Source organism: Sinomonas sp. RB5, assembly GCF_054063535.1.
Genome location: NZ_JBSSGJ010000004.1, coordinates 156006 through 176267, shown reverse-complemented (window position 1 = coordinate 176267; position 20262 = coordinate 156006). Strand labels below are relative to the sequence as shown.

Genomic DNA, 20262 nt, shown 5'->3' with positions numbered 1-20262 from the left:
CCGGCGCCGGGCTACAGTGAGGCCATGACGGCCACCACCAACAGTGCCCAGGATGTCGACGTCCTCATCGTCGGAGGCGGGATCGCCGGCCTCTCGCTCGCCTCGGAGCTGGCCGGCCGGTGCCGGGTGGCCCTCGTCGAGGCCGAGCCCTCGCTCGCCTACCACACCTCCTCCCGGTCCGCGCAGCAGCTCATCCCGAGCTACGGGCCCCCGCCCGTGCAGGAGCTCACGCGCCGGACCCTGGAGGTGCTGGCGGACGCCGCGGACGGCGCGGGGCGCCGGCTCGTGTGGCCGAGCCGCTTCATGCTCGTGGGCAGCCGCGCCGATGTCGAGGCGGAGTCGCACGAGGGCATGCGGGCGCTCACGCGCGAGGAGGCCACCCGGCTCGTGCCGGCGCTGCGGCCTGACGCGTTCGAGGCTGCCGCCCTGGACACCGACTCCGTCCGCGTGGATGCCCCGGCCCTGCTCGCGTTCCACGAGGAGCGGGCACGGGCGCACGGGGTCGGGCTCCACGTGGGCGCCCCGGTGCACAGCGCCCAGCGCGTGGGGGAGGGGTGGCTCGTGGGCGCGGGCGCCGAGGGCTTCCACGCGGCCAACGTGGTCAACGCCGCCGGTGCGTGGGCCGACGACGTGGCGGTCCTGTTCGGCGTCGAGCGCCTCGGCCTGCAGCCCTACCGGCGGACCGCGGCCCTCGTCTCCCTCGCCGCCCCGCTCGACCCCGACACCCCCATGGTCGCCGCGGCGGACGACACCTGGTACTTCCGGCCGGATCCGGCCGGCGCCCTCGTCTCGCCCTCGGAGTCGGAGCCCTCCCGCGCGGAGGACGCCGTCCCGCGGCCCGGCGACGTCGAGGCAGCCCTCGCCCTCATCCGCGCCGTCGCCGACCTCGAGGTCACGGGGATCGTGCGGGCCTGGACCGGGCTGCGGACCTCGCCCCAGGACGGCCTGCCCGTCGTGGGCTTCGACCCCGAGGGGCCCGGCTTCTTCTGGCTCGCCGGGCAGGGCGGCTACGGCTTCCAGACCTCGACGGCGCTGGCCGAGGCGGCCGCCGCCCAGCTCCTGGCCGGCCCCGAGGCCCTCCGCACCGGCGCGAGTCCGGTATCCGGGACACAGCGGGCCCTGGATCCGCACCGGCTGTCCGTGCGGAGCTGAAGATGGAGGCATGAGCCTCCTCATCGACGCCATCGGCGAACTCTCCACCCAGCACCTCACCGGCGAGGCGAGCCCCGCCTCGGGCGAGGGGGCCGGCGTGCTGCGGGACGCCGCCGTCGTCCTCGACGGGGAGCGGATCGTGTGGGTGGGCCGCTCGGCGGACGCCCCGGCCGCCGACGAGCGCTACGACGCCCAGGGCCGCGCCGTCCTGCCGGGATGGGTGGACTCCCACTCGCACCTCGTGTTCGCCGGCGACCGCACCGCCGAGTTCGAGGCGCGCATGGCCGGGCAGGCCTACGCCGCCGGCGGGATCGGCGTGACCACCGCCGCCACCCGCGCCGCGTCCGACGGCGAGCTCCGCCGCCTCCTCGCGGGGCGCGTCGCCGAGGCGGTGGCCGGGGGCACCACGTATCTGGAGACCAAGACCGGCTACGGCCTCGACGTCGGGCACGAGGCGCGCAGCGCCGTCCTCGCCGCCGAGGCCGTCGACGAGGTCACCTACCTCGGGGCCCACCTCGTCCCCGCCGGCGCCGACCCCGAGGCGTACACCGATCTCGTGTGCGGCCCGATGCTCGACGCCGTGCGCCCGCACGTGCGCTGGGCCGATGTGTTCTGCGAGGCAGGCGCGTTCACCGAGGAGCAGTCCCGCCGCGTCCTGGCGGCCTGCCGCGACGCGGGGCTCGGCCTCCGCGTCCACGGAAACCAGCTCGGCCCGGGCGCCGGGGTCCGGCTCGCCGTCGAGTTCGGCGCCGCGAGCGTGGACCACGTGAACTTCCTCGACGAGGGGGACATCGCCGCGCTCGCGGACAGCTGGGCGGGCTGGGCCGACGGCGGCGCGGCCGGCGCCCCGGGGACCGTCGCGACCGTGCTGCCCGCGTGCGACCTCTCGACCCGAGCCCCGCTCGCGCCGGCACGGGCCCTGCTCGACGCCGGGGTGCAGGTCGCGATCGCCTCCAACTGCAATCCCGGCACGAGCTACACGAGCTCGGTCTCCTTCTGCGTCACGACGGCGGTGCTGCAGATGGGCCTGACGGTCCAGGAGGCGGTCCGGGCCGCGACATTCGGCGGGGCGCTGGCGCTGCGCCGCCATGTCGGGGCGGACGCCGACGGGCAGCGCGCGGTGGGGTCGATCGCCGTCGGCCACCGCGCCGACCTCCACCTCCTCGACGCGCCCAGCGCCACCCACCTCGCCTACCGGCCGGGCATGCCCCTCACCCATGCCGTGTGGCGGGCCGGGACGCGGGTGCGCTGAGCGAGGCGCCCGGACGGGGCAAGATAGACGCATGCCGCAAGCACGCGCCGTCGTCCGTCCTGCCTCCCGCGTCCGGTGGCGCGCCCAGCTGGCGATCGTCCTCGGGCTCTCCCTGGGCCAGTCGGCGGTCTACTCCGTCGTCCAGCTGCTCGACAAGGCCACCCGGGCGCCCCTCTCGCAGGGGACGAGCACCCTCAACCGGTCGCTGAGCACGCGCGAGTACTTCGACCTCGTCTATCAGCTGCTGGACATCGTGTTCTCGCTCGTGCCGGTGGCGCTCGTGCTGTACTTCGTGTGGGACGCGGCCGCCCGGCGCAGCTCCGCGGCGCTGCCGTGGACGACGCCGTTCCGCCGCCTCGGGTTCGACCTCGCCCGGCCCGGGCGGGACTGGCTGTGGGGCGTGGGGCTGTTCCTCGCGATCGGGATTCCCTCGCTCGGGCTCTACTGGGCCGGGCGCGCGCTGGGGATCACCACGGCGATCATCCCCAGCGGCCTCGACGCCCACTGGTGGACCGTTCCCGTGCTCATCCTCTCCGCGATGCGCCACGCCGTCCTCGAGGAGGTCATCGTGGTCGGGTTCATGCTCGGCTGGCTGCGCCGGCTCGGGTGGCGCGCCCCCGCGGCCATCGCGGCGAGCTCGCTGCTGCGGGGCAGCTACCACCTGTACCAGGGGATCGGCCCGTTCGTCGGCAACGCCGTGATGGGCGTCGTGTTCACCCTGGTCTACCGCCGGTACGGGCGGGTCATGCCGCTCGTGATCGCCCACGCCCTGCTCGACATCACCGCGTTCGTGGGCTTCAGCCTCGTGGGGAAGGCGATGGGCCTGGGCTGACCCCTGAACGTGGCGTACGTGACTCCTGAACCTGGCGCACCTGACTCCTGGACCTGACGCAGCTGACTCCCCACCGGGCTGGGCCCGTTGGGGAGTCAGGTGCGCGCAGTTGGAGAGTCAGGTACGCGTGGTCGAGGGGTCAGATCGTGACGGCGCCGCTGGCGGTGTCGAAGGTCACGGACATGATGCCCGGGGTCCCCTTCGGCGAGACCCATTCGACCGCGACGTCCTCGAGCGGCCGCTCGACGGGCTCGCCGAGCCACTCGGTCACGCGCTCGGCCGAGCCCGCGATGGTGAGCCGGCTCATCCGCACGGTTCCGGGGTAGGCGTTCGACGGATGCAGCGAGGGGTCGCCCTCCCACTTGAGCATGTACGGCACCTGGGGGTCCGCAATGAGCCCCAGGATGCCGATCTGCTTCCAGACGAGCTCGCGGCCGTCCGGGAACTTGCGGTTGCCCGGGACGGCCTGGCGGCCGAGGCGCTGCTCGAAGGGCGCGAGGTCGTCGACCTCCACGCACCAGCCCATCCACCCGCCGCCCGCGGCGCTGCGGGCGCGGACGGCCTGGCCGAAGGGCGCCTTGCCCGAGGCCGGGTGGTCCAGGACCTCGACGACCTCGAGGTAGTGGTGGTCCGTGAGCGGGATGATCATGTTGCGGGTTCCGAAGCGCGGGTGGACCCCGCCCTTGACTGCCTCGACCCCGAGCGCGCTGGCGATCCGCTCCGTCGTGGCCAGAAGGCCGTCGGCTTCGCAGGCATAAGAAACGTGGTCCATACGCATGGAAGTCATGGTGCCACTTTGTGATGGACGCCTCAGCTTAGGGTTGCCTTACTAGCAGGGGATGCCCGTCCGAGGGCCGCGCATCGGCGTCAGCGTGCGAGGGGGAGGGAGACCTCCATGGTGGTGCCCTCCGCGCCGGTCTCCGCGATCCGGACGGAGCCGCCGTTGCGGACGGCGATGTCGCGGACGAGCGCCAGGCCGATCCCGAAGCTCCGGCGCCCGGCCGGCGAGGCCGTACCGCCCCCGGCGTAGCGTTCGAAGACCCGCTCGGGCGCCGGCCCGGCGATCCCGGGGCCCGTGTCCGCGACCGTGAGCAGCGCGGCCGTGCCCTGGCCCCTCCCGCCGTCGGAGACCCGCACGCCGACGGTGACCCGGCCGCCGTCGGGCGTGTATTTGACCGCATTGTCGGCGAGCGCCACGATCACGCGCCGCAGCGGGGCCGGGGCGACGGCGACGGGCACCTGCTGGCCGGGCGTGTCCGCCGCGACGACGATGCCCCGCTCGCCGGCGAGCACGGCGACATCGGCCGCGACATCGCGCGCGAGCCCGGCGAGGTCCGTCGGCGTCTCCGGGACGTCGGGTCCGCCGGAGACGCTGTGCAGGAGGTCCTCGATGACGGCGGCGAGCTTGGCCGAGTCGGTGCGCAGCTCGGCGAGGACCCCGGCCGCCTCGCTGTCGTGCCCCAGGCGCCGCTGCGCGAGCTGGATGCGCGTGTTCAGGACCGTCAGCGGCGTGCGCAGCTCGTGGCTCGCGTCCTGGACGAAGCTGCGCTGGAGGGCGAGCGACTCGCCCAGCGGCTTGACGGCCTGCCGCGCCACGAGCGCGCCGACGACGCCGGCGAGCACGATCCCGAACACCCCGCCGGCGACCAGGGCGCCGAAGACGTCCACCGTGTCCAGCAGGAGCTGCTGCCCGCTGCGGGCCGCGTGCGCGGCGATCTCGGAGGGCTGGGACTTGACCCAGATGAAGACGGCGGCGGCGGCCAGGAGGAGCACGACGACGACGGCGACGGCCGCCGCGATCTGCAGGCCCACCTTCAGGGCGGCGCGCCGCAGCGCCGCCTCGTCCGAGTTCGCCGGGCGGCGCCGGGGGAGGCGCGGGCTGCGGGCCGGCGCCGTCATTCGAGGCCGCCGAGCTGGTAGCCGACGCCGTGCACGGTCCTGATCACGGTCCTGTCCGTCTTCTTCCTGAGGTAGTGGACGTAGGTGTCGACGACGCCGGGGGTGTCGCCGGCGTCGAACACCGAGGCGAGGAGCTCGGCGCGCGAATGGACCCGGTCCGGCTCGGCCGCGAGGCGCGCGAGCAGCGATGCCTCGGCCGCCGAGAGCTCGACCCGGTGCCCGTACGGCGAGGTGAGCACACGGGCCGCCGGATCGAGGTCCCACGAGCCGACGGCCAGCAGGGCGGGGGCGGGCGGCGCGTAGGACCTCGTGAGCGCGCGGAGCCGGGCCGCCAGCTCGTCGGAGTCGAAGGGCTTGACCAGGTAGTCGTTGGCGCCGGCGTCGAGTCCCTCGACCTTGTCCGGGACGCTGCCGAGGGCGGTGAGGATGAGGATCGGGACCGCGAGTCCCCGGGCGCGGATCGACTTCACGAGGGAGACGCCGTCCACGAGCGGGAGCCCGCGGTCCACCACCAGGGCGTCCCACTCCTCCCCGAGCGCGAGCCGGAGGCCCTCGCGCCCGTCGGGGGCGAGGACCACATCGAAGTCGTCACCGAGCAGCTCCGCCATGAGCGGGCCGAGCTGGGGATCGTCCTCGACGAGCAGGACGCGGGGCGTGGCGGTCATGGCTGCCATTGTGCCAAGCGGGGGCGCCGGGCGCCCCGGTGGCGCACGGGCCGGCTCAGTCCTGCTCGGCGCCCACCGGGGCCGGATCGGGCTGCGCGGCCTTGCGGCGGCGGCGCCAGATCTCGAGGGCGATGGGGATGACCGAGGCCGCGACGATCAGCACCGAGAGGATGTCGATGTTCTTGGCGATGAACTCCACGTGGCCGAGCCACACGCCCAGCAGCGTGATGGACACCGACCATGCGACGCCGCCGAGCACGTTCCAGCCGACGAACCGGCGGTAGGGGTAGTGCGCCATGCCCGCCGCGAGCGGGACGTAGGTGCGCACGATCGGCACGAACCGGGCCAGCACGAGGGCGCGGCCGCCGTAGCGGCCGAAGAACTCCTCGGCGCTGTCGAGGTAGGAGAGCTTGAGCACGCGCGCGTCGGCGCGGAACCAGCGCTTGCCGACGAACCGCCCGAGCAGGTACCCGGCCTGGTCGCCGCCCACCGCCGCGGCCGCGACGACGAGCATGAGCACGGGCAGGCTCAGCCCCAGCTGGGCGTGGAGGAGGCCCACGGTGAACAGGAGGGAGTCGCCGGGGAGGAAGGGGAAGAGCAGGCCGGACTCGATGAAGACCATGAGGGCGACCACGCCGAGGACCCAGGGGCCGGCTCCGGTCAGGAGTGCAGTGGGATCGAGCATGGGGGATCAGCGGCTTTCGAGTCGGGTGATGAAGGGCACCTTGGCGAGCACCGGCGGGACGAGGCGGTTCCAGAGGCCGGCGAAGAGGAAGATCCCGGCAATCGAGGCGGGGAAGGAGACGAGGACGTCCATCGGGTAGTGCATACCCACGTAGACGCGGGTCCACGCAACGAAGACGGACGCCGCGAACCCGACGCCGAGCACCCAGACCCCCCAGCGCGTGTGCCTCAGGAGGAAGTACAGCGCGATGGTGAGCGAGACGGCGAAGCAGACGTGGCCGCTCGGGAAGCTGTTGGGGTCCATGGCATTGGAGATGGGGTGCGCGAGGAGGCCCTGGTCGGGCCGCTGGCGGTGCACCGCGTACTTGAAGATCAGGCTGTAGACCCAGCCGAAGCCCGTGATGCCGACGACGGCGAGGGCGTCCACCGGGGTGCGCCGCACGAACCACAGGGCCGCGAGCACTACGACGAGGATCACGATGGCGCCCTTGGGGCCGAGGATCTGCTCGAGGGCCAGGGAGACGGTGTCCATCCACGGCACATGGTGCAGGCTCATCCACGCGTCGACGTTGAATTCGGCGTTGGTGTAGGCGCTCGTGGTGGCGGCGAAGCCCAGGGCCAGCACCACGACGCTCATCGCGAGGGGCACGAGGATCCAGTGCTTGAGCGTGGGCAGGTGGAGGAGCCGGCTGCGGGCCGGGAGGTCGGCCCAGGCGCTCGGCCGGGGAGACGCGTCGTGGGAGGTCGTCATGGCCCCATCATGGGGCCGGCGGTCTAAGACGGTTCTAAGAACCCGTGCTCCGCCGGCCCGGGGCCAGCGGCGGCACGATCGTGCCGGTTCCAGGTCGTCGCTGTGGCTTGACTCACACCGCGGGCCCGCGCAAGCTGGACAGCGGAACGTTCGTGCCGGTACTTCCGTCGCGGCGCGGAGCCCGGATGGGGTCGGGCGGGGAGCGGGGGAGGCGTGTGGGCAAGCTCAGCAGGACGGTCGCCGGTGAGGTGAGGGCCCGCCGTCGGGCGCTCGGACTGACACAGCAGGACCTCGCGGAACTCGCCGGCGTGAGCGAGCGGTTCGTCCGCTTCGTCGAGCAGGCCAAGGCCAGCGTCCAGCTCGACGCCCTCGAAGCGGTCCTCGACGCGCTCGGGCTCGAGCTGCGCCTCGCCGGCCGGGGCGGGGCCCCGTGACCCGGCACCGCATCGCCGACGTCTACAAGGCGGGCTTCCTCGCTGCCCGGATCGAGCGCTTCGAGGGGGGGACCCGCTTCGCCTACCTGCCCGGCTACGTCCTCTCCGGCGGCGAGCCGGTCGCGAGCACCCTGCCGCTCACGGGCCGCCCGGTCGTGACCGGCGCCGGCGCCGTGCCGCCGTTCTTCACCGGTCTCCTGCCGGAGGGCCGGCGCCTTGCCTCGCTGCGCCGCGCGGTCAAGACCAGCGCCGACGACGAGCTCGGGCTCCTCATGGCCGCCGGCGCGGACCCCGTGGGAGACGTGCAGATCGTCCCCCATGGCGAGCCGCTCCCCGGCGTGGGCGCCGCCACGGGCCCCGGCATTCCGGACGGCACAGGCACCCCGGAGGGCACAGGCGCCCCGGACAGCACACGCGGCCGTCCCGAGGAGCAGGCGGTGGTGCTGGACCCGCGCCGCACCCCGGACTTCGCCCGCCTCCTGGACGATCCGAACCTCGTGGACCCCAAGGCGCTCGCCGGCGTGCAGGACAAGGTCAGCGCGGGGATGATCTCGGTGCCCGCGGCCCAGTCCGGGCGCAGCTACATCCTCAAGCTCAACGCCCCCGAGTTCCCGCACGTGGTCGAGAACGAGCACCTCATGTACCGCTATGCGGTGAGGCTGCGGATCCCGGTGAGCCCGGTCAGGCTCGTGCACGACGTCGCGGGGAGGGCCGGGCTGCTCGTCGAGCGCTTCGACCGGCCGCCCCGCGAGGCGGGCGCGGCGGGGGCCGGCGTCCTCCGCCTGGCGGTCGAGGACGGCTCCCAGCTTCTCGGCCTGTACCCCGCGGACAAGTACAACGTGAGCTACGAGGAGCTCTGCAGCGTGGTGGCCGCCCACTGCGCCGCGCCGCTGCCGGCGCTGCGGAGCCTCGCCCTCCAGGGCGCCTTCGCGTGGCTCACCGGCAACGGCGACCTGCACGCCAAGAACGTCTCGGTGGTCCGCGGGCTCGCGGTGCCGGGGGAGTGGGCGGTCGCCCCCGTCTACGACATCCCCTCGACCGTGCCCTACGGGGACAAGTCGCTCGCCCTGCCGCTGGGAGGCAAGCGCACGGGGATTTCCCGGCGCCACTTCCTCGCCTGGGCGCACGAGCTCGGGCTCCCGGCCCGCGCGGCGGAGGGGGTGCTCGCCGTCGCCCTGCGGGCGGCCGGCCCGCTCGTGGCGGACCTGCAGGCGGCCGACGGCGGCCCCTCGCCGTTCGCGGCCGCCGTCACCCGCGCGTGGGTGAAGGAACTGCGGCACCGCCGCCGCCTCATGGAGGGCTGAGGGGCCGCCGCAGACCCCGCAGACCGGGGACGTTCGGGGCCCTAGGCGGCGGGAAGTCACAGACGGTCACAGTCTTCGGGCCCCCTCTCAGGCGCCCCTACACTCGTGCCATAGGTCATGAGTGCCAGCGCCAAACCCCGGTTCGCTGGCCGGCAACCCTCCGCCGCGGTGGGGTGCCCCGGGTGAAGACCTGGGCCGGCGAGAGCCGCCGGTCAAGCGCAGCGCAAAGGAGCTTGCTATGTCCAGCAACCCCCAGTGGTCCTTCGAGACCCGCCAGATCCACGTCGGTCAGACCCCGGACGCCGAGACCGGAGCCCGGGCCCTGCCGATCTACCAGACCACCTCGTTCGTGTTCCCGAGCGCCGAGAGCGCCGCGAACCGCTTCGCCCTCGCCGAGCTCGCCCCCATCTACACGCGCATCGGCAACCCGACCCAGGACGCGGTCGAGCAGCGCATCGCGAGCCTCGAGGGCGGCGTCGCCGCGCTCCTGCTCTCCTCGGGCCAGGCGGCCACCACCTACTCGCTCCTCAACGTCGCCGAGGCGGGCGACCACGTGGTGGCGAGCGCGAGCCTGTACGGCGGCACGTACAACCTGCTCAAGCACACGTTCGCCAAGTTCGGCATCGAGGTCACGTTCGTCGAGGACCCGGACAGCCTGGACGAGTGGAAGGCCGCGGTCCGGCCGACCACGAAGGCGTTCTTCGCCGAGTCGATCTCCAACCCGCGGCAGAACGTCCTCGACATCGAGGCCGTCGCCGGTGCCGCGCACGCGGCCGGGGTGCCGCTCATCATCGACAACACCGTGGCGACGCCGTACCTCGTGCGCCCGCTCGAGCACGGCGCCGACGTCGTGGTCCACTCGGCCACCAAGTACCTCGGCGGCCACGGCTCCGCGATCGCGGGCGTGATCGTGGACGGCGGCAGCTTCGACTTCGCCCAGGACCCCGAGCGCTTCCCGGGCTTCAACACGCCGGACGAGAGCTACAACGGGCTCGTGTTCGCCCGCGACCTCGGCGTCGGCGGCGCCCTCGGGGCCAACCTCGCGTACATCCTCAAGGCGCGGGTCCAGCTGCTCCGCGACCTCGGCTCCGCGGTCTCCCCGTTCAACGCCTTCCTCATCGCCCAGGGCCTCGAGACCCTCTCGCTGCGCGTCGAGCGCCACGTCGAGAACGCCCAGAAGGTCGCGCGCTGGCTCGAGGCAAGGGCCGACGTCGAGTCGGTCGCCTACGCGGGCCTGGCCTCGAGCCCGTGGCACGCGCTCGGGAAGAAGTACGCCCCGAAGGGCACCGGCGCGATCGTGTCCTTCGAGCTCGCCGTGAACGACGGCGCGGACCCCGCCGCGGCGGGAGCGGCCTTCGTCGACGCCCTGTCGCTGCACTCGCACGTGGCCAACATCGGCGACGTCCGCTCGCTCGTGATCCACCCGGCCTCCACCACCCACGCCCAGCTGACCGCGGAGCAGCAGCGGGCCGCGGGCGTCACCCCCGGCCTGGTGCGCCTCGCTGTCGGGCTCGAGGCCATCGACGACATCCTCGCCGACCTCGAGGCGGGCTTCGCCGCCGCCGCGGCCGTCGGGCAGTCCCAGGCCGGCGCCCGGCAGGGGGAGGCCGTCGCGGAGCCCGTCGCGTGACGCTCCTCGACCGCCCGGGCGTGCCCGGCTCAGCTGCCGCGCGCCGCGGCGAGCGCACGACGGCGCCGCGGCAGGACGGCGTCGTGCTCACCGCCGGCGTGGGGGCCCTCCAGCTCGAGGCCGGCGGCGCGCTGCCCGAGGTCGAGCTCTCCTACGAGACGTGGGGCACGCTCGACGCGGACGCCTCCAACGCCGTCCTGATCCAGCACGCCCTCACCGGAGACACGCACGTGGCCCAGGGCCACGGGGCCGAACCCGGCTGGTGGGACGCGCTCGTGGGGCCGGGCAAGCCGGTGGACACCGAGAAGTACTTCGTCGTCGCGGCCAACATGCTCGGCGGCTGCTACGGCAGCACCGGGCCAAGCAGCCTCGACCCCGAGGGCGTCCCGTGGGGGTCGCGGTTCCCGTTCGTGACGATCCGCGACTCGGTCCGCGCCGAAGCCCGGCTCGCCGACCGGCTCGGGGTCCGGCGGTGGCACGCCGTGCTGGGCGGGTCCATGGGCGGTGCCCGGGCCCTCGAGTGGGCCGCCATGTACCCCGATCGGGTGCGGCACTGCGTCGTCGTCGCCATCGGGGGGTACTCCACTGCCGAGCAGATCGCACTCGCGCAGGCCCAGCTCCTCGCCATCCGCCAGGATCCGGCGTACCGCGGCGGCGACTACTACGGCGGCCCCGAACCGGTGGCAGGCCTCGGCCTGGCCCGGCGCATCGCCCACATCTCCTACCGCTCCGAGGCCGAGCTGAACTTCCGGTTCGGCCGCCGCGGCCAGGGCGCCGAGAATCCGCTCGAGGCGCCCGGCGGCGCGGCAGAGCGGGGGCGCTACCAGGTGGAGAGCTACCTCGACCACCAGGCGGACAAGCTCGTGGGCCGCTTCGACGCCAACAGCTACGTGGCGCTCACCGAGGCGCTCATGAGCCACGACGTCGGCCGCGGCCGCGGCGGGATGCAGCGCGCCCTCGCGGGGGCCAGGGCCGAGTTCTTCCTGGCCTCGGTGAACTCCGACCGGCTCTACTTCCCGGAGCAGAGCGATGAGCTCGCGCGCGCCCTGCCCGGCGAGGTCCCGGTGCACTCGATCGATGCGAAGATCGGCCACGACGGCTTCCTGACGGAGATCGGCCAGCTCGGCGCGGAACTGCGCCGGCGCGTCTTCACGCTCTGAGCCCGCCGGGGCGCCCCGCAGCCCACGGGCGCACCCCATCGGCGGAGGCACAGGAATCACACAGCTTCCTCCCGCCCAAGCTACAAGTGCGTCCTCCATGCTGGAAGAAGACCAGAGGAGGACCAGATGGGTGAGAGCATCCGCGAAACGGGCCGGCGCCGGGCGCGCCTGGCCGCTGTGGCCGTCGGCGCCACCGGCGTCTTCGGCGTCGGCGCGATCGCTGCCGCCGTGTACGTCCCGGCCGTTGTCCAGAACGTCACGACCCCCGGCTCCTCGGACGACTCCGGCCAGAGCGGGGTGTCGGGGCAGGACGGCAGCGGGACCAACAGCGCCCCGCTGGACAACGGCGGCACGCGCCACAGCCGCTACCAGCAGTACCAGTCCGGCACGCAGGGCCTTGCGCCGTCCCAGGGCGGGGGCCCCATGGGCCAGTCCTCAGGGTCCTGAGATGGCGGCCCACGCCGACTTCGAGGCGTTCACCTGCGACTGCCGGGTGGCCGTCGCGGACTCCTCGGCCCTCCCCGCCGCCCTCGCCAGCGTCACGGCACTCCTGCGCCGCGTCGACCAGGCGGCCAGCAGCTACCGCGCCGACTCCGAGCTCGCCGTGCTCCAGCGCTCCGGCGGCGGCACGGTGAGCTCGCTGCTCGCGCACCTGATCCGCGCTGCGCTCGACGTCGCCGAACGCAGCGGGGGCGACGTCGTCCCGACCCTCGGGCGCGAGCTCACCTCCTTGGGGTTCGGCCCGCTGGAGGAGGACGCGGCCCCGGAGGCCCCCGTCCTCCGGCCGGCCGAGAGCTGGCGCGGCATCAGCCTGGAGGGCAACGAGCTGACGCTGCCGCGCGGCGTCGTCCTCGATCTCGGCGCGACGGCGAAGGCCGCCGCCGCAGACCTCGCCGCCCGCGGCCTCCGCGACGAGCTCGGCACCTCCGTCCTCGTCTCGCTCGGCGGCGACATCGCCACGGCCGGCGACGACGCGTGGGAGATCCTCGTCCAGGACCTCCCCGGCGATCCCGCGACCCAGGTCCGGCTGACGGGCGGGTGGGCCATGGCCACGTCGAGCACCCAGAAGCGCCGCCGCGGGGCCTCGGTGCACCACATCCTCGACCCCTGGACGGCGCTGCCCGCTCCCGCGACCTGGCGCAGCGTCACCGTCGCGGCCCCCGACTGCCTGAGCGCGAACATGGCCAGCACCGCCGCGATCGTGCGCGGACCCGCGGCGGTCGCGCGGCTGCGCGAGTCGGGATTCCCCGCGCGCCTCGTCAGGGACGACGGCGGCGTGATCGAGCTCGGCGGCTGGCCCGCGCCGCGCACCGGGGCCGACGCGCCCCTCGCAGCGGGGGCGCGCGGATGAACGAGATCATGTGGGCCATCGGACGGGCCGGCGGGATCGTCTCGCTCGGCCTCTTCACCCTGGTGCTCGTGCTCGGGATCGTGAGCCGGTCGGGGCGCCCGCTCCTCGGGCTGCCCCGCTTCTCCGTCGCGCTCGTCCACCGCAGCACCGCCCTCACCGCCGTGGTCTTCCTGGCCCTGCACGTGGGCACCCTCATGCTCGATCCGCACGCCAAGCTCGCACTCCCCGATGTGGTGGTCCCGTTCATCGCCGCCTGGAACCCCTTCTGGGTAGGCCTCGGGACGGTGGCACTCGACCTCGTGCTCGCCCTCGTGGTGACGGGGCTGCTGCGCCAGCGCCTCGGCCAGCGGGTGTTCAGGACCATCCACTGGGCGGCGTACGGCATGTGGCCGATCGGCCTCGCGCACGCCCTCGGCACCGGCACCAACGCGGTGGACCTGTGGTTCCAGGCCTACGCGTGGGGCTGCGCCGGCGCCGTGGCCTGTGCCGTCGTCTGGCGCCTGAGCGCGGGATTCGCCGAAACGTCCGCGGCGCGGCTCGGGCGAGCCTGAGAGGAACGGCCCACTCCATGGAAGCGACAACCGAGACGGACATCAGACTCCCCGCCCTCGGCACCGGCCGGCTCTTTGCCGCAGCCGGCCCCGGCAGGGCGGCCCACGAGGCGGCCTACGGCGCGCGCCGCGACGACTGGACCCGCGAGGCACTGCTCACCGAGCTCGAGGCCTCCGGCCTTGCCGGCCGCGGCGGAGCGGGCTTCCCCGCCTGGCGCAAGCTCTCCTCCATCAGCGGGCGCCGGCCCGTGGTCATCGCCAACGGCGCCGAAGGCGAGCCCGTGAGCCGCAAGGACGCCGCACTCCTGCGCCGGGCCCCGCACCTCGTGCTCGACGGCCTCCTCGACGCCGGGGAGGCGCTGGGCGCCTCGCAGCTGTTCGTCTATGCCCCCGCGGACGCGCTCGCGGCCGTGGCCGAGGCCGTGGCGGAACGCCGGGACGCCCGCCGCGTCCGGCTCGTCGAGGCCCCGCGGACGTTCATCTCCGGCGAGGCCACGGCGGTGGTCTCCGCCCTCGAGGGCGGCCCTGCCCTCCCGCGGGACACGACCGTGCGCCTGAGCACCAGCGGATACCGCGGGCAGCCCACGCTCCTGCACAACATCGAGACCCTTGCGCAGCTCGCCCTCGTGGCCCGCTACGGGTCCGCCTGGTTCCGCAGCACCGGCACCCGGGAAGACCCCGGCACGAGGCTCGTGAGCCTGGCAGGCGATGTGCCCGCCGACGCGGTGCTCGAGGTCCCCGGCGGCGCGACCGTCCGCGAGATCCTCCAGGCCGGGGGAGTGGACGCCGCGTCCACCGCCGCCGTCCTCGTGGGCGGGTTCCACGGCGCGTGGGTCCCCGCCGGCGGCTTCGACCGACCCATGACGGCGGCGGGCCTCGCCCGCTACGGCGGCCGCCCGGGCGCGGGGGTGCTCCTCGCAGTCGCGAAGGGGCGGTGCGGCCTGACGGCCGCGGCGCCGATCGCGCGCTACCTCGCCGACAGCTCGGCGCAGCAGTGCGGCCCCTGCATGTTCGGCCTGCCCGCCATGGCTGCCGTCGTGGAGCGGATCGCCGCGGGCGAGCGCACCCCGTGGCTCGCCTCGGAGGCCGAGCGGCTCGCGGGCCTCGTCACCGGCCGCGGCGCCTGCCGGCACCCCGACGGGGCCGCCGGATTCGTCCGGAGCACCCTGTCGGTCTTCCGCGACGAGGTCCACGCGCACCTCGGCGGGGCCTGCGTCCAGGGGTGGCAGCGATGAGCCGCACGCAGCTCGAGCTGCACATCGACTTCACCCGCTGCGAGGGGCGGGGGCTCTGCACGGAGCTCCTCCCCGAACTCCTCGTCCGCGACGACTGGGGCTACCCCGTGGGCCGCGGAGGGCGCGACGTGCCGGTCCCCGGCGCACTGGGCGGGGCCGCCCAGGACGCGGTGGACCTGTGCCCCGTCCAGGCGCTCCTGCTGCGACGCGTCAGCCGCGCATGACCTCTCAGCCGCGCATGACCTCGTTGCGCGCCTTCATGTACTCCTCGAGCGAGATCTTCTGCTCGGAGAACTGCCGGTCGAGCTCCGCGAGCTTCTTGGCGCGGTAGCCCTGCGGCGCATCATCCGGCGCCCCGGGCTCCACCGATGCCGTTGCCGCCGGCCGAGCCGGCCGAGCCGGGGCTCCGGCCTGGCCCTGCGGGGTGGACTGTGCCTGCGGGTTGGGCTGTGCCTGCGGAGCAGGCTGTGACTGCTGTGTCGGCTGGCCGGGGAAACCGGGGGGCAGGGGCTGCTGCCACCACGGCACGTCCGGCCGGGCCGTGCTCTGGCCCTCCGCGATCCCGCCCTGCGGGTACCGACCGCCCTGGGGAGACTGGGCGCCCTGCGGGTACTGGCCGCCCTGGGGAGACTGGGGGTACTGGCCGGGCTGCGGATACTGCGGATACTGGCCGTACTGGTCCCGGCCGTACTGGTCCCCGCGGTCCCGGGGGTACGGCGGGCGCCCCGTCCCGGGTCCGGGCTGGCGCATCTTCCGCATCACCATCGGGATCACCCACCAGAAGATGACGACCCAGAAGATCCAGTTCCCACTCATGCCACCAGCCTACGCCGCCACCTGAGGGCCAGCTGTGGGCCGTCTGGGCGGACCCCCGCGCGCGGCTCGGGTCAGCTCGGTTCGCCCGAGCCGAGGGGAGCTCCCGCGCCGAAGACGGGCCCCGCCGTCGGCCGCTTCGCCGAGATGCCGTCCCCGCTCGACTTGTGCCGCAGCCTCCGGATCACCCACGGGACGAAGTACTCCCGCGCCCAGACAAGGTCCTCGGTCCGGGCCGCACGCCAGGTGCGCACGGGAGTCGGGCTCGGGTCCATCGGCTCGAGGCCGTGGCGGACATTGAGGGCCTCGAGGGCCATGATCGCGATGGTGTGGTGGCCGAGTGGGGAGAAGTGCAGCCGGTCGGTGTCCCACATGCGCGGATCGGAGAGCTGGCGCAGGCCCCACATGTCGGCCACGACGGCGTCGTGCCGCGCCGCAACCACACGCAGGTTCTCGTTGTAGATGGCGACCTTGCCGCGGATGGCCGAGAGCACGGGAGTCGAGCCGATGTCCGGGCCGTTGAAGAGGAGCACCGTGGCGCCCGCGTCGGCGAGGCGTCCCACGGCGGAGTCGAGCCGGAGCGCGAGGGCATCGGGATCGCTCCCCGGCCGCAGCAGGTCGTTGCCGCCGGCCGAGACCGACACGAGGTCCGGTCGGAGCTCGAGGGCCGGCTCGAGCTGCTCGTCCAGGATGCGGCCCAGGAGGCGCCCCCGGATCGCAAGGTTCGCGTACGCGAAATCCTCGGTGCCGTGCGAGAGCTCCTCGGCCAGCCGGTCCGCCCAGCCGCGGTGGCGCCCCGGGTTCTGCGGATCGGGATCGCCGATCCCCTCGGTGAAGGAGTCCCCGAGCGCCACGTACCGGTGCCACGGGTGCCGGCGCCCCTCCGGGAGACCGATTTCTGCTGGGGCCTCGCGTTCGACGGTCATGGCTGCAATTATGCCGCGCAAGTAAACCTGAACGGTCTTTCAGATAGGCAGCGCCGCGCTCGGCGAGAATAGTTGATGCTTCAACTATGTGTCACAATGGGGACATGACTGATGCCCCTGCCGACGCCCGGCGCGCCGCCTTCCCCGCCCACTACCCCGAGCACGTGGCCCTGTGGAACCGCCCCGAGGAGGACCGGGAGGGCACGCCGCTCCTGGTGCTGCTCCACGGCTACGGCTCCAACGAGGCCGACCTCATGGGCCTCGCCCCCTACGTCCCCGCGCAGTTCGCCGTCGCCTCGCTGCGCGCGCCGCAGGAGCTGGCCCCCGGGGCGTACCAGTGGTTCCCGCTCATGGCCGCGCAGGACTTCACCATGGACGCCGTCGAGGCCGCCACCGAGTACGTCCTCGCCTGGCTGGATGACGTGCGCGGCCGGCACAGCTCCGTGACCGTGCTCGGCTTCTCGATGGGGATGGCCATGGCGACCTCCCTCGTGCGGCGCCGCCCGCGCGACTTCGCGGCCGTGGTGGGCCTGTCCGGCTTCGCTGTCGATCCGTCCTCAGCCGGCGCCCCGGCGGAGGACTACGGCTACTTCCTCGACGGGGACCTCGACGGGACGCTCCCCATGTTCTGGGGCCGCGACCAGGCCGACCCCGTCATCACGCAGGACAAGGTCGAGTACACGATGGGCTGGGTGCGCAGCCACGTGCAGCTGACCAAGGTCACGTACCCGGGGATCGGGCACAGCGTCAGCGCGCCCGAGATCGCCCACGTGAAGGAGTTCCTGGAGCTCTCGGTCCTCAAGGGCTGAGTCCCGCGGCGCACGACGGCGGCCGCCCGCCTCGGGCGGCTGCCCCGCCTTGCGCTCGGGCGGGGCCGGCGCTCCGGCCAGGCGCTCCGGTCAGGCCTGCGGCACGAGGCGGACGCGCTGGCCGTTGACCTCGACCGAGTCGCCGACCACCAGCTGCCGCCCGCGGCGCTCCTCGATCTCCCCGTTGACCTTCACCAGGCCGTGGCGGATGAGCTCTGCGGCCTCGACGCCGTCCTCGACGAGCGAGGCGAGCTTGAGGAGCTGTCCGAGCCGGATCGTCCCCTCGCGGATCTCGACGGTCTCCTCGGCGCCGCTGCCCTGGGAGGAGGGCTGGCCGGTGGCACGGGAGGATTCGCGGCGCGTCATGCTGCAACTCTAGGCTAGGCGGATGACTGACGCCCCCCGCGCGCCCCTGCCCGTGTGGCTCGCAGCGGCCGTCCTGGCAGGCATCGCCATCCCGGCCCAGGGGCGCGTCAACGGCGCCCTCGGCCTCAGGGTCGGCGACGGGCTCGAGGCGGCCCTCGCGAGCTTCTCCACCGGGCTCGTCCTCTTGATCGGCATCGCCCTGGCACTCCCGTCCGGCCGGGCGGGCCTGAGCGAGATCGTGCCTTCGCTGCGTGGGGGCCGCGTCCCGTGGTGGTACCTCGGCGCGGGCCTGTTCGGGGCGCTGTTCGTCGTCGCCCAGACCTTCACCGTGGGAATCCTGGGCATCGCCGTGTTCACGATCGCCGCGGTCACCGGCCAGACCATCAGCGGTCTGCTCGTGGACCGGGTGGGCTTCGCGCAGGGGCGGAGGCGCCCGGTTACCGGAGTCCGTCTCCTTGCCACGGTCCTCACCCTCGCCTCAGTCGCGTACACCGTGGCGCCCAAGCTCTCGGTCGCCGATCCCGCCGCGCTCCTCGCGGTCATCGTCCTCCCGGCGGCGGCAGGCTTCGGGCAGAGCTTCCAATCGGCCATGAACGGCGCAAGCGCCCGCGCGTACGGCAGCCCCCTCGCGGCCACGCTCATGAACTTCGTCTCGGGAATCGTGGGCCTCGCGCTCGCTTGGGGCGTCAAGCTCACCGCCGCGGGCCCCGGCCGGCCGCTGCCCGGGGACTTCCCGGGAGACTGGTGGTACTACACCGGAGGCGTGCTGGGGGTCGTGTTCATCGGCGCGGCCGCCGTGCTCGTTCGGCACCTCGGCGTGCTCCTCACCGGCCTGGGCATGATCGGCGGCCAGCTCCTCGGCTCGCTCGCCCTCGATGCTGCGGCCCCGGTGCCGGGCAGTGTGGTTGCCCTTCCGACCGTGGTCGGCACCCTCGCCACGCTCGGGGCCATGGTCGTGGCGACCCTCCCGTGGGACCGGCGCCAGTTCCGCCGGTAGTCTTGGAGGCACACACCTGACGGACCGCACCCAGCGGCCTGAGCACTCTCGGAGGATTCCCCTTGGCACCCAAGACCGCACTGGACTCGATTGTCTCCCTGGCCAAGCGCCGCGGATTCGTCTACCAGGCGGGTGAGATCTACGGAGGGTCCCGCTCGGCGTGGGACTACGGTCCACTCGGCGTCGAGCTCAAGGAGAACATCAAGGAGCAGTGGTGGCAGACCTTCGTCCGCGGCCGCGAGGACATGGTCGGGCTCGACTCCTCGGTGATCCTGCCCAAGCAGGTCTGGGAGGCCTCGGGCCACGTCGCGACGTTCACCGATCCGCTCGTCGAGTGCCTCCAGTGCCACCACCGCTTCCGCCAGGACCACCTCATCGAGGCGTACGAGGCCAAGAAGGGCCGCGCGCCCGAGGAGGGCATGGCCTCCATCACGTGCCCGAACTGCGGCACCGCCGGGAAGTGGACCGAGCCGCAGATGTTCTCCGGCCTCATGAAGACCTTCCTGGGCCCGGTCGACAACGCCGAGGGCCTGCACTACATGCGCCCCGAGACGGCGCAGGGCATCTTCGTCAACTTCAACAACGTCGTCACGACCTCGCGCAAGAAGCCGCCGTTCGGCATCGGCCAGATCGGCAAGGCCTTCCGCAACGAGATCACCCCCGGCAACTTCATCTTCCGCACGCGCGAGTTCGAGCAGATGGAGATCGAGTACTTCACCGCGCCGGCTGACGCCGACGCGTGGTTCAAGCACTGGGTCGACGCCTGCTGGAACTGGTTCATCGACCTCGGCATCAACCCCGAGAACATGCGCCAGTTCGACGTCCCCGAGGACGAGCGCGCCCACTACTCGGCGGGCACGATCGACATCGAGTACCGCTTCGGCTTCCAGGGCAACGAGTGGGGCGAGCTCATGGGCGTCGCGAACCGCACGGACTTCGACCTCTCGAGCCATTCGAAGGCCTCCGGCCACGAGCTCGCCTACTTCAACCAGGCCACCAATGAGCGCTACACGCCGTACGTGATCGAGCCCTCGTTCGGCCTCACCCGGTCCATGATGGCCTTCCTCGTCGACGCCTTCACCGAGGACGAGGCGCCCAACACGAAGGGCGGCGTGGACAAGCGCACGGTCCTGCGCCTCGATCCGCGCCTGGCCCCCGTCAAGGCCGCCGTCCTCCCGCTCTCGCGCAACGAGGACCTCTCGCCCAAGGCCCGCGACCTCGGCGCCGAGCTGCGGCGGCACTGGAACATCGAGTTCGACGACGCCGGCGCGATCGGCCGCCGCTACCGTCGCCAGGACGAGATCGGCACCCCGTTCTGCATCACCGTGGACTTCGACACCCTCGAGGACCAGGCCGTGACCATCCGCGAGCGCGACTCGATGAGCCAGGAGCGGGTCTCCCTCGACAAGGTGACCGGCTACCTGTTCGAGCGGCTCGGGAAGTGACCCGGG

23 protein-coding genes and 1 riboswitch are annotated in these 20262 nt (G+C 73.5%); of the genes, 15 read left to right on the top strand and 8 right to left on the bottom strand.

Going from position 1 to position 20262, the window contains the following annotated elements; genetic code table 11:
• Positions 1-24: 24 nt before the first annotated feature.
• From ACVWWH_RS07100 to ACVWWH_RS07090, 3 genes are read left to right on the top strand one after another with little or no spacing between them, the layout of a single operon-like run.
• Positions 25-1152: an NAD(P)/FAD-dependent oxidoreductase gene (locus ACVWWH_RS07100; protein ID WP_457316088.1), complete on the top strand. Its 1128-nt coding sequence runs from the start codon at positions 25-27 to the stop codon at positions 1150-1152.
• Positions 1153-1162: 10 nt separating this feature from the next.
• A complete protein-coding gene (locus ACVWWH_RS07095) occupies positions 1163-2404 on the top strand; it encodes an amidohydrolase family protein (RefSeq protein WP_457316087.1) in 1242 nt (413 codons plus the stop codon).
• Positions 2405-2435: 31 nt separating this feature from the next.
• Complete coding sequence (locus ACVWWH_RS07090) at positions 2436-3236, top strand: CPBP family intramembrane glutamic endopeptidase (RefSeq protein ID WP_066497114.1); 801 nt, start codon at positions 2436-2438, stop codon at positions 3234-3236.
• Between the two features lie 139 nt (positions 3237-3375).
• Here ACVWWH_RS07090 and ACVWWH_RS07085 read toward each other — a convergent pair whose 3' ends face one another.
• The 5 genes from ACVWWH_RS07085 to ACVWWH_RS07065 all read right to left on the bottom strand — a co-directional run bounded on the left by ACVWWH_RS07085 (position 3376) and on the right by ACVWWH_RS07065 (position 7235).
• A complete protein-coding gene (locus ACVWWH_RS07085) occupies positions 3376-4014 on the bottom strand; it encodes a VOC family protein (protein WP_066497116.1) in 639 nt (212 codons plus the stop codon).
• A gap of 89 nt (positions 4015-4103) precedes the next feature.
• A complete protein-coding gene (locus tag ACVWWH_RS07080) occupies positions 4104-5135 on the bottom strand; it encodes a sensor histidine kinase (RefSeq protein ID WP_066497118.1) in 1032 nt (343 codons plus the stop codon).
• Complete coding sequence (locus ACVWWH_RS07075) at positions 5132-5800, bottom strand: response regulator transcription factor (RefSeq protein ID WP_066497120.1); 669 nt, start codon at positions 5798-5800, stop codon at positions 5132-5134. Before ACVWWH_RS07075 ends, ACVWWH_RS07080 begins: the two co-directional genes overlap by 4 nt.
• 55 nt (positions 5801-5855) lie before the next feature.
• On the bottom strand, positions 5856-6485 hold the full coding sequence (locus ACVWWH_RS07070) for a VTT domain-containing protein (protein WP_066497121.1): 630 nt from the start codon (positions 6483-6485) through the stop codon (positions 5856-5858).
• Positions 6486-6491: 6 nt separating this feature from the next.
• On the bottom strand, positions 6492-7235 hold the full coding sequence (locus ACVWWH_RS07065) for a phosphatase PAP2 family protein (RefSeq protein WP_457316086.1): 744 nt from the start codon (positions 7233-7235) through the stop codon (positions 6492-6494).
• A 215-nt stretch (positions 7236-7450) separates the two neighbouring features.
• Between ACVWWH_RS07065 and ACVWWH_RS07060 the strand changes: the two genes are divergently transcribed.
• The 9 genes from ACVWWH_RS07060 (at position 7451) to ACVWWH_RS07020 (ending at position 15124) form a co-directional block, all read left to right on the top strand.
• On the top strand, positions 7451-7669 hold the full coding sequence (locus ACVWWH_RS07060) for a type II toxin-antitoxin system Y4mF family antitoxin (protein ID WP_066497122.1): 219 nt from the start codon (positions 7451-7453) through the stop codon (positions 7667-7669).
• Positions 7666-8973 (top strand): type II toxin-antitoxin system HipA family toxin, encoded by a 1308-nt coding sequence (locus tag ACVWWH_RS07055; protein ID WP_218030612.1) that lies wholly within the window; start codon positions 7666-7668, stop codon positions 8971-8973. Before ACVWWH_RS07060 ends, ACVWWH_RS07055 begins: the two co-directional genes overlap by 4 nt.
• A 113-nt stretch (positions 8974-9086) precedes the next feature.
• Positions 9087-9198: riboswitch (SAM riboswitch) on the top strand.
• 13 nt (positions 9199-9211) lie between these two features.
• Positions 9212-10603, top strand: a complete 1392-nt coding sequence (locus ACVWWH_RS07050; RefSeq protein ID WP_457316085.1) for a bifunctional o-acetylhomoserine/o-acetylserine sulfhydrylase — start codon at positions 9212-9214, stop codon at positions 10601-10603.
• A 20-nt stretch (positions 10604-10623) separates the two neighbouring features.
• A complete protein-coding gene (metX, locus tag ACVWWH_RS07045; protein ID WP_066502177.1) occupies positions 10624-11763 on the top strand; it encodes a homoserine O-acetyltransferase MetX in 1140 nt (379 codons plus the stop codon).
• Between the two features lie 126 nt (positions 11764-11889).
• On the top strand, positions 11890-12210 hold the full coding sequence (locus ACVWWH_RS07040; RefSeq protein ID WP_066497127.1) for a hypothetical protein: 321 nt from the start codon (positions 11890-11892) through the stop codon (positions 12208-12210).
• 1 nt (position 12211) lies between these two features.
• Positions 12212-13114: an FAD:protein FMN transferase gene (locus ACVWWH_RS07035; protein ID WP_457316084.1), complete on the top strand. Its 903-nt coding sequence runs from the start codon at positions 12212-12214 to the stop codon at positions 13112-13114.
• Positions 13111-13665, top strand: a complete 555-nt coding sequence (locus ACVWWH_RS07030) for a ferric reductase-like transmembrane domain-containing protein (RefSeq protein ID WP_229710969.1) — start codon at positions 13111-13113, stop codon at positions 13663-13665. Before ACVWWH_RS07035 ends, ACVWWH_RS07030 begins: the two co-directional genes overlap by 4 nt.
• A gap of 17 nt (positions 13666-13682) precedes the next feature.
• Positions 13683-14900 carry an NADH-ubiquinone oxidoreductase-F iron-sulfur binding region domain-containing protein gene (locus ACVWWH_RS07025; protein WP_066497131.1) on the top strand — a complete coding sequence of 406 codons (1218 nt, stop codon included), beginning with the start codon at positions 13683-13685 and terminating at the stop codon, positions 14898-14900.
• The gene (locus ACVWWH_RS07020) at positions 14897-15124 is read left to right on the top strand and encodes a ferredoxin (protein WP_066497133.1); all 228 of its coding nucleotides are present in this window, start codon (positions 14897-14899) and stop codon (positions 15122-15124) included. Before ACVWWH_RS07025 ends, ACVWWH_RS07020 begins: the two co-directional genes overlap by 4 nt.
• 4 nt (positions 15125-15128) lie before the next feature.
• Here ACVWWH_RS07020 and ACVWWH_RS07015 read toward each other — a convergent pair whose 3' ends face one another.
• Together ACVWWH_RS07015 and ACVWWH_RS07010 are read right to left on the bottom strand one after the other, a co-directional pair.
• Entirely contained in the window at positions 15129-15716 is a 588-nt protein-coding gene (locus ACVWWH_RS07015) for a hypothetical protein (protein WP_457316083.1), read from the bottom strand.
• Positions 15717-15787: 71 nt separating this feature from the next.
• Positions 15788-16639 carry an SGNH/GDSL hydrolase family protein gene (locus ACVWWH_RS07010; protein WP_457316082.1) on the bottom strand — a complete coding sequence of 284 codons (852 nt, stop codon included), beginning with the start codon at positions 16637-16639 and terminating at the stop codon, positions 15788-15790.
• 104 nt (positions 16640-16743) lie between these two features.
• On the opposite strand from ACVWWH_RS07010, the gene ACVWWH_RS07005 reads away from it, so the two are divergent.
• Positions 16744-17448 (top strand): alpha/beta hydrolase, encoded by a 705-nt coding sequence (locus ACVWWH_RS07005; RefSeq protein WP_457316081.1) that lies wholly within the window; start codon positions 16744-16746, stop codon positions 17446-17448.
• A gap of 90 nt (positions 17449-17538) precedes the next feature.
• On the opposite strand, the gene ACVWWH_RS07000 is transcribed toward ACVWWH_RS07005, so the two are convergent.
• On the bottom strand, positions 17539-17814 hold the full coding sequence (locus ACVWWH_RS07000; protein WP_457316080.1) for an RNA-binding S4 domain-containing protein: 276 nt from the start codon (positions 17812-17814) through the stop codon (positions 17539-17541).
• 22 nt (positions 17815-17836) lie between these two features.
• Between ACVWWH_RS07000 and ACVWWH_RS06995 the strand changes: the two genes are divergently transcribed.
• The gene (locus ACVWWH_RS06995) at positions 17837-18811 is read left to right on the top strand and encodes a DMT family transporter (RefSeq protein ID WP_457316079.1); all 975 of its coding nucleotides are present in this window, start codon (positions 17837-17839) and stop codon (positions 18809-18811) included.
• 62 nt (positions 18812-18873) lie between these two features.
• On the top strand, positions 18874-20256 hold the full coding sequence (locus tag ACVWWH_RS06990) for a glycine--tRNA ligase (protein ID WP_457316078.1): 1383 nt from the start codon (positions 18874-18876) through the stop codon (positions 20254-20256).
• Positions 20257-20262: the final 6 nt, after the last annotated feature.

Coding starts and splice junctions, on each gene's coding strand:
- ACVWWH_RS07085 (WP_066497116.1), bottom strand. CDS start 4,014: ATGCGTATGGACCACGTTTCTTATGCCTGCGAAGCCGACGGCCTTCTG.
- ACVWWH_RS07015 (WP_457316083.1), bottom strand. CDS start 15,716: ATGAGTGGGAACTGGATCTTCTGGGTCGTCATCTTCTGGTGGGTGATC.
- ACVWWH_RS06995 (WP_457316079.1), top strand. CDS start 17,837: ATGACTGACGCCCCCCGCGCGCCCCTGCCCGTGTGGCTCGCAGCGGCC.
- ACVWWH_RS07005 (WP_457316081.1), top strand. CDS start 16,744: ATGACTGATGCCCCTGCCGACGCCCGGCGCGCCGCCTTCCCCGCCCAC.
- ACVWWH_RS07040 (WP_066497127.1), top strand. CDS start 11,890: ATGGGTGAGAGCATCCGCGAAACGGGCCGGCGCCGGGCGCGCCTGGCC.
- ACVWWH_RS07020 (WP_066497133.1), top strand. CDS start 14,897: ATGAGCCGCACGCAGCTCGAGCTGCACATCGACTTCACCCGCTGCGAG.
- ACVWWH_RS07000 (WP_457316080.1), bottom strand. CDS start 17,814: ATGACGCGCCGCGAATCCTCCCGTGCCACCGGCCAGCCCTCCTCCCAG.
- ACVWWH_RS07065 (WP_457316086.1), bottom strand. CDS start 7,235: ATGACGACCTCCCACGACGCGTCTCCCCGGCCGAGCGCCTGGGCCGAC.
- ACVWWH_RS07025 (WP_066497131.1), top strand. CDS start 13,683: ATGGAAGCGACAACCGAGACGGACATCAGACTCCCCGCCCTCGGCACC.
- ACVWWH_RS07075 (WP_066497120.1), bottom strand. CDS start 5,800: ATGACCGCCACGCCCCGCGTCCTGCTCGTCGAGGACGATCCCCAGCTC.
- ACVWWH_RS07050 (WP_457316085.1), top strand. CDS start 9,212: ATGTCCAGCAACCCCCAGTGGTCCTTCGAGACCCGCCAGATCCACGTC.
- ACVWWH_RS07070 (WP_066497121.1), bottom strand. CDS start 6,485: ATGCTCGATCCCACTGCACTCCTGACCGGAGCCGGCCCCTGGGTCCTC.
- ACVWWH_RS07100 (WP_457316088.1), top strand. CDS start 25: ATGACGGCCACCACCAACAGTGCCCAGGATGTCGACGTCCTCATCGTC.
- ACVWWH_RS07030 (WP_229710969.1), top strand. CDS start 13,111: ATGAACGAGATCATGTGGGCCATCGGACGGGCCGGCGGGATCGTCTCG.
- ACVWWH_RS07095 (WP_457316087.1), top strand. CDS start 1,163: ATGAGCCTCCTCATCGACGCCATCGGCGAACTCTCCACCCAGCACCTC.
- ACVWWH_RS07035 (WP_457316084.1), top strand. CDS start 12,212: ATGGCGGCCCACGCCGACTTCGAGGCGTTCACCTGCGACTGCCGGGTG.
- ACVWWH_RS07080 (WP_066497118.1), bottom strand. CDS start 5,135: ATGACGGCGCCGGCCCGCAGCCCGCGCCTCCCCCGGCGCCGCCCGGCG.
- ACVWWH_RS07090 (WP_066497114.1), top strand. CDS start 2,436: ATGCCGCAAGCACGCGCCGTCGTCCGTCCTGCCTCCCGCGTCCGGTGG.
- ACVWWH_RS07010 (WP_457316082.1), bottom strand. CDS start 16,639: ATGACCGTCGAACGCGAGGCCCCAGCAGAAATCGGTCTCCCGGAGGGG.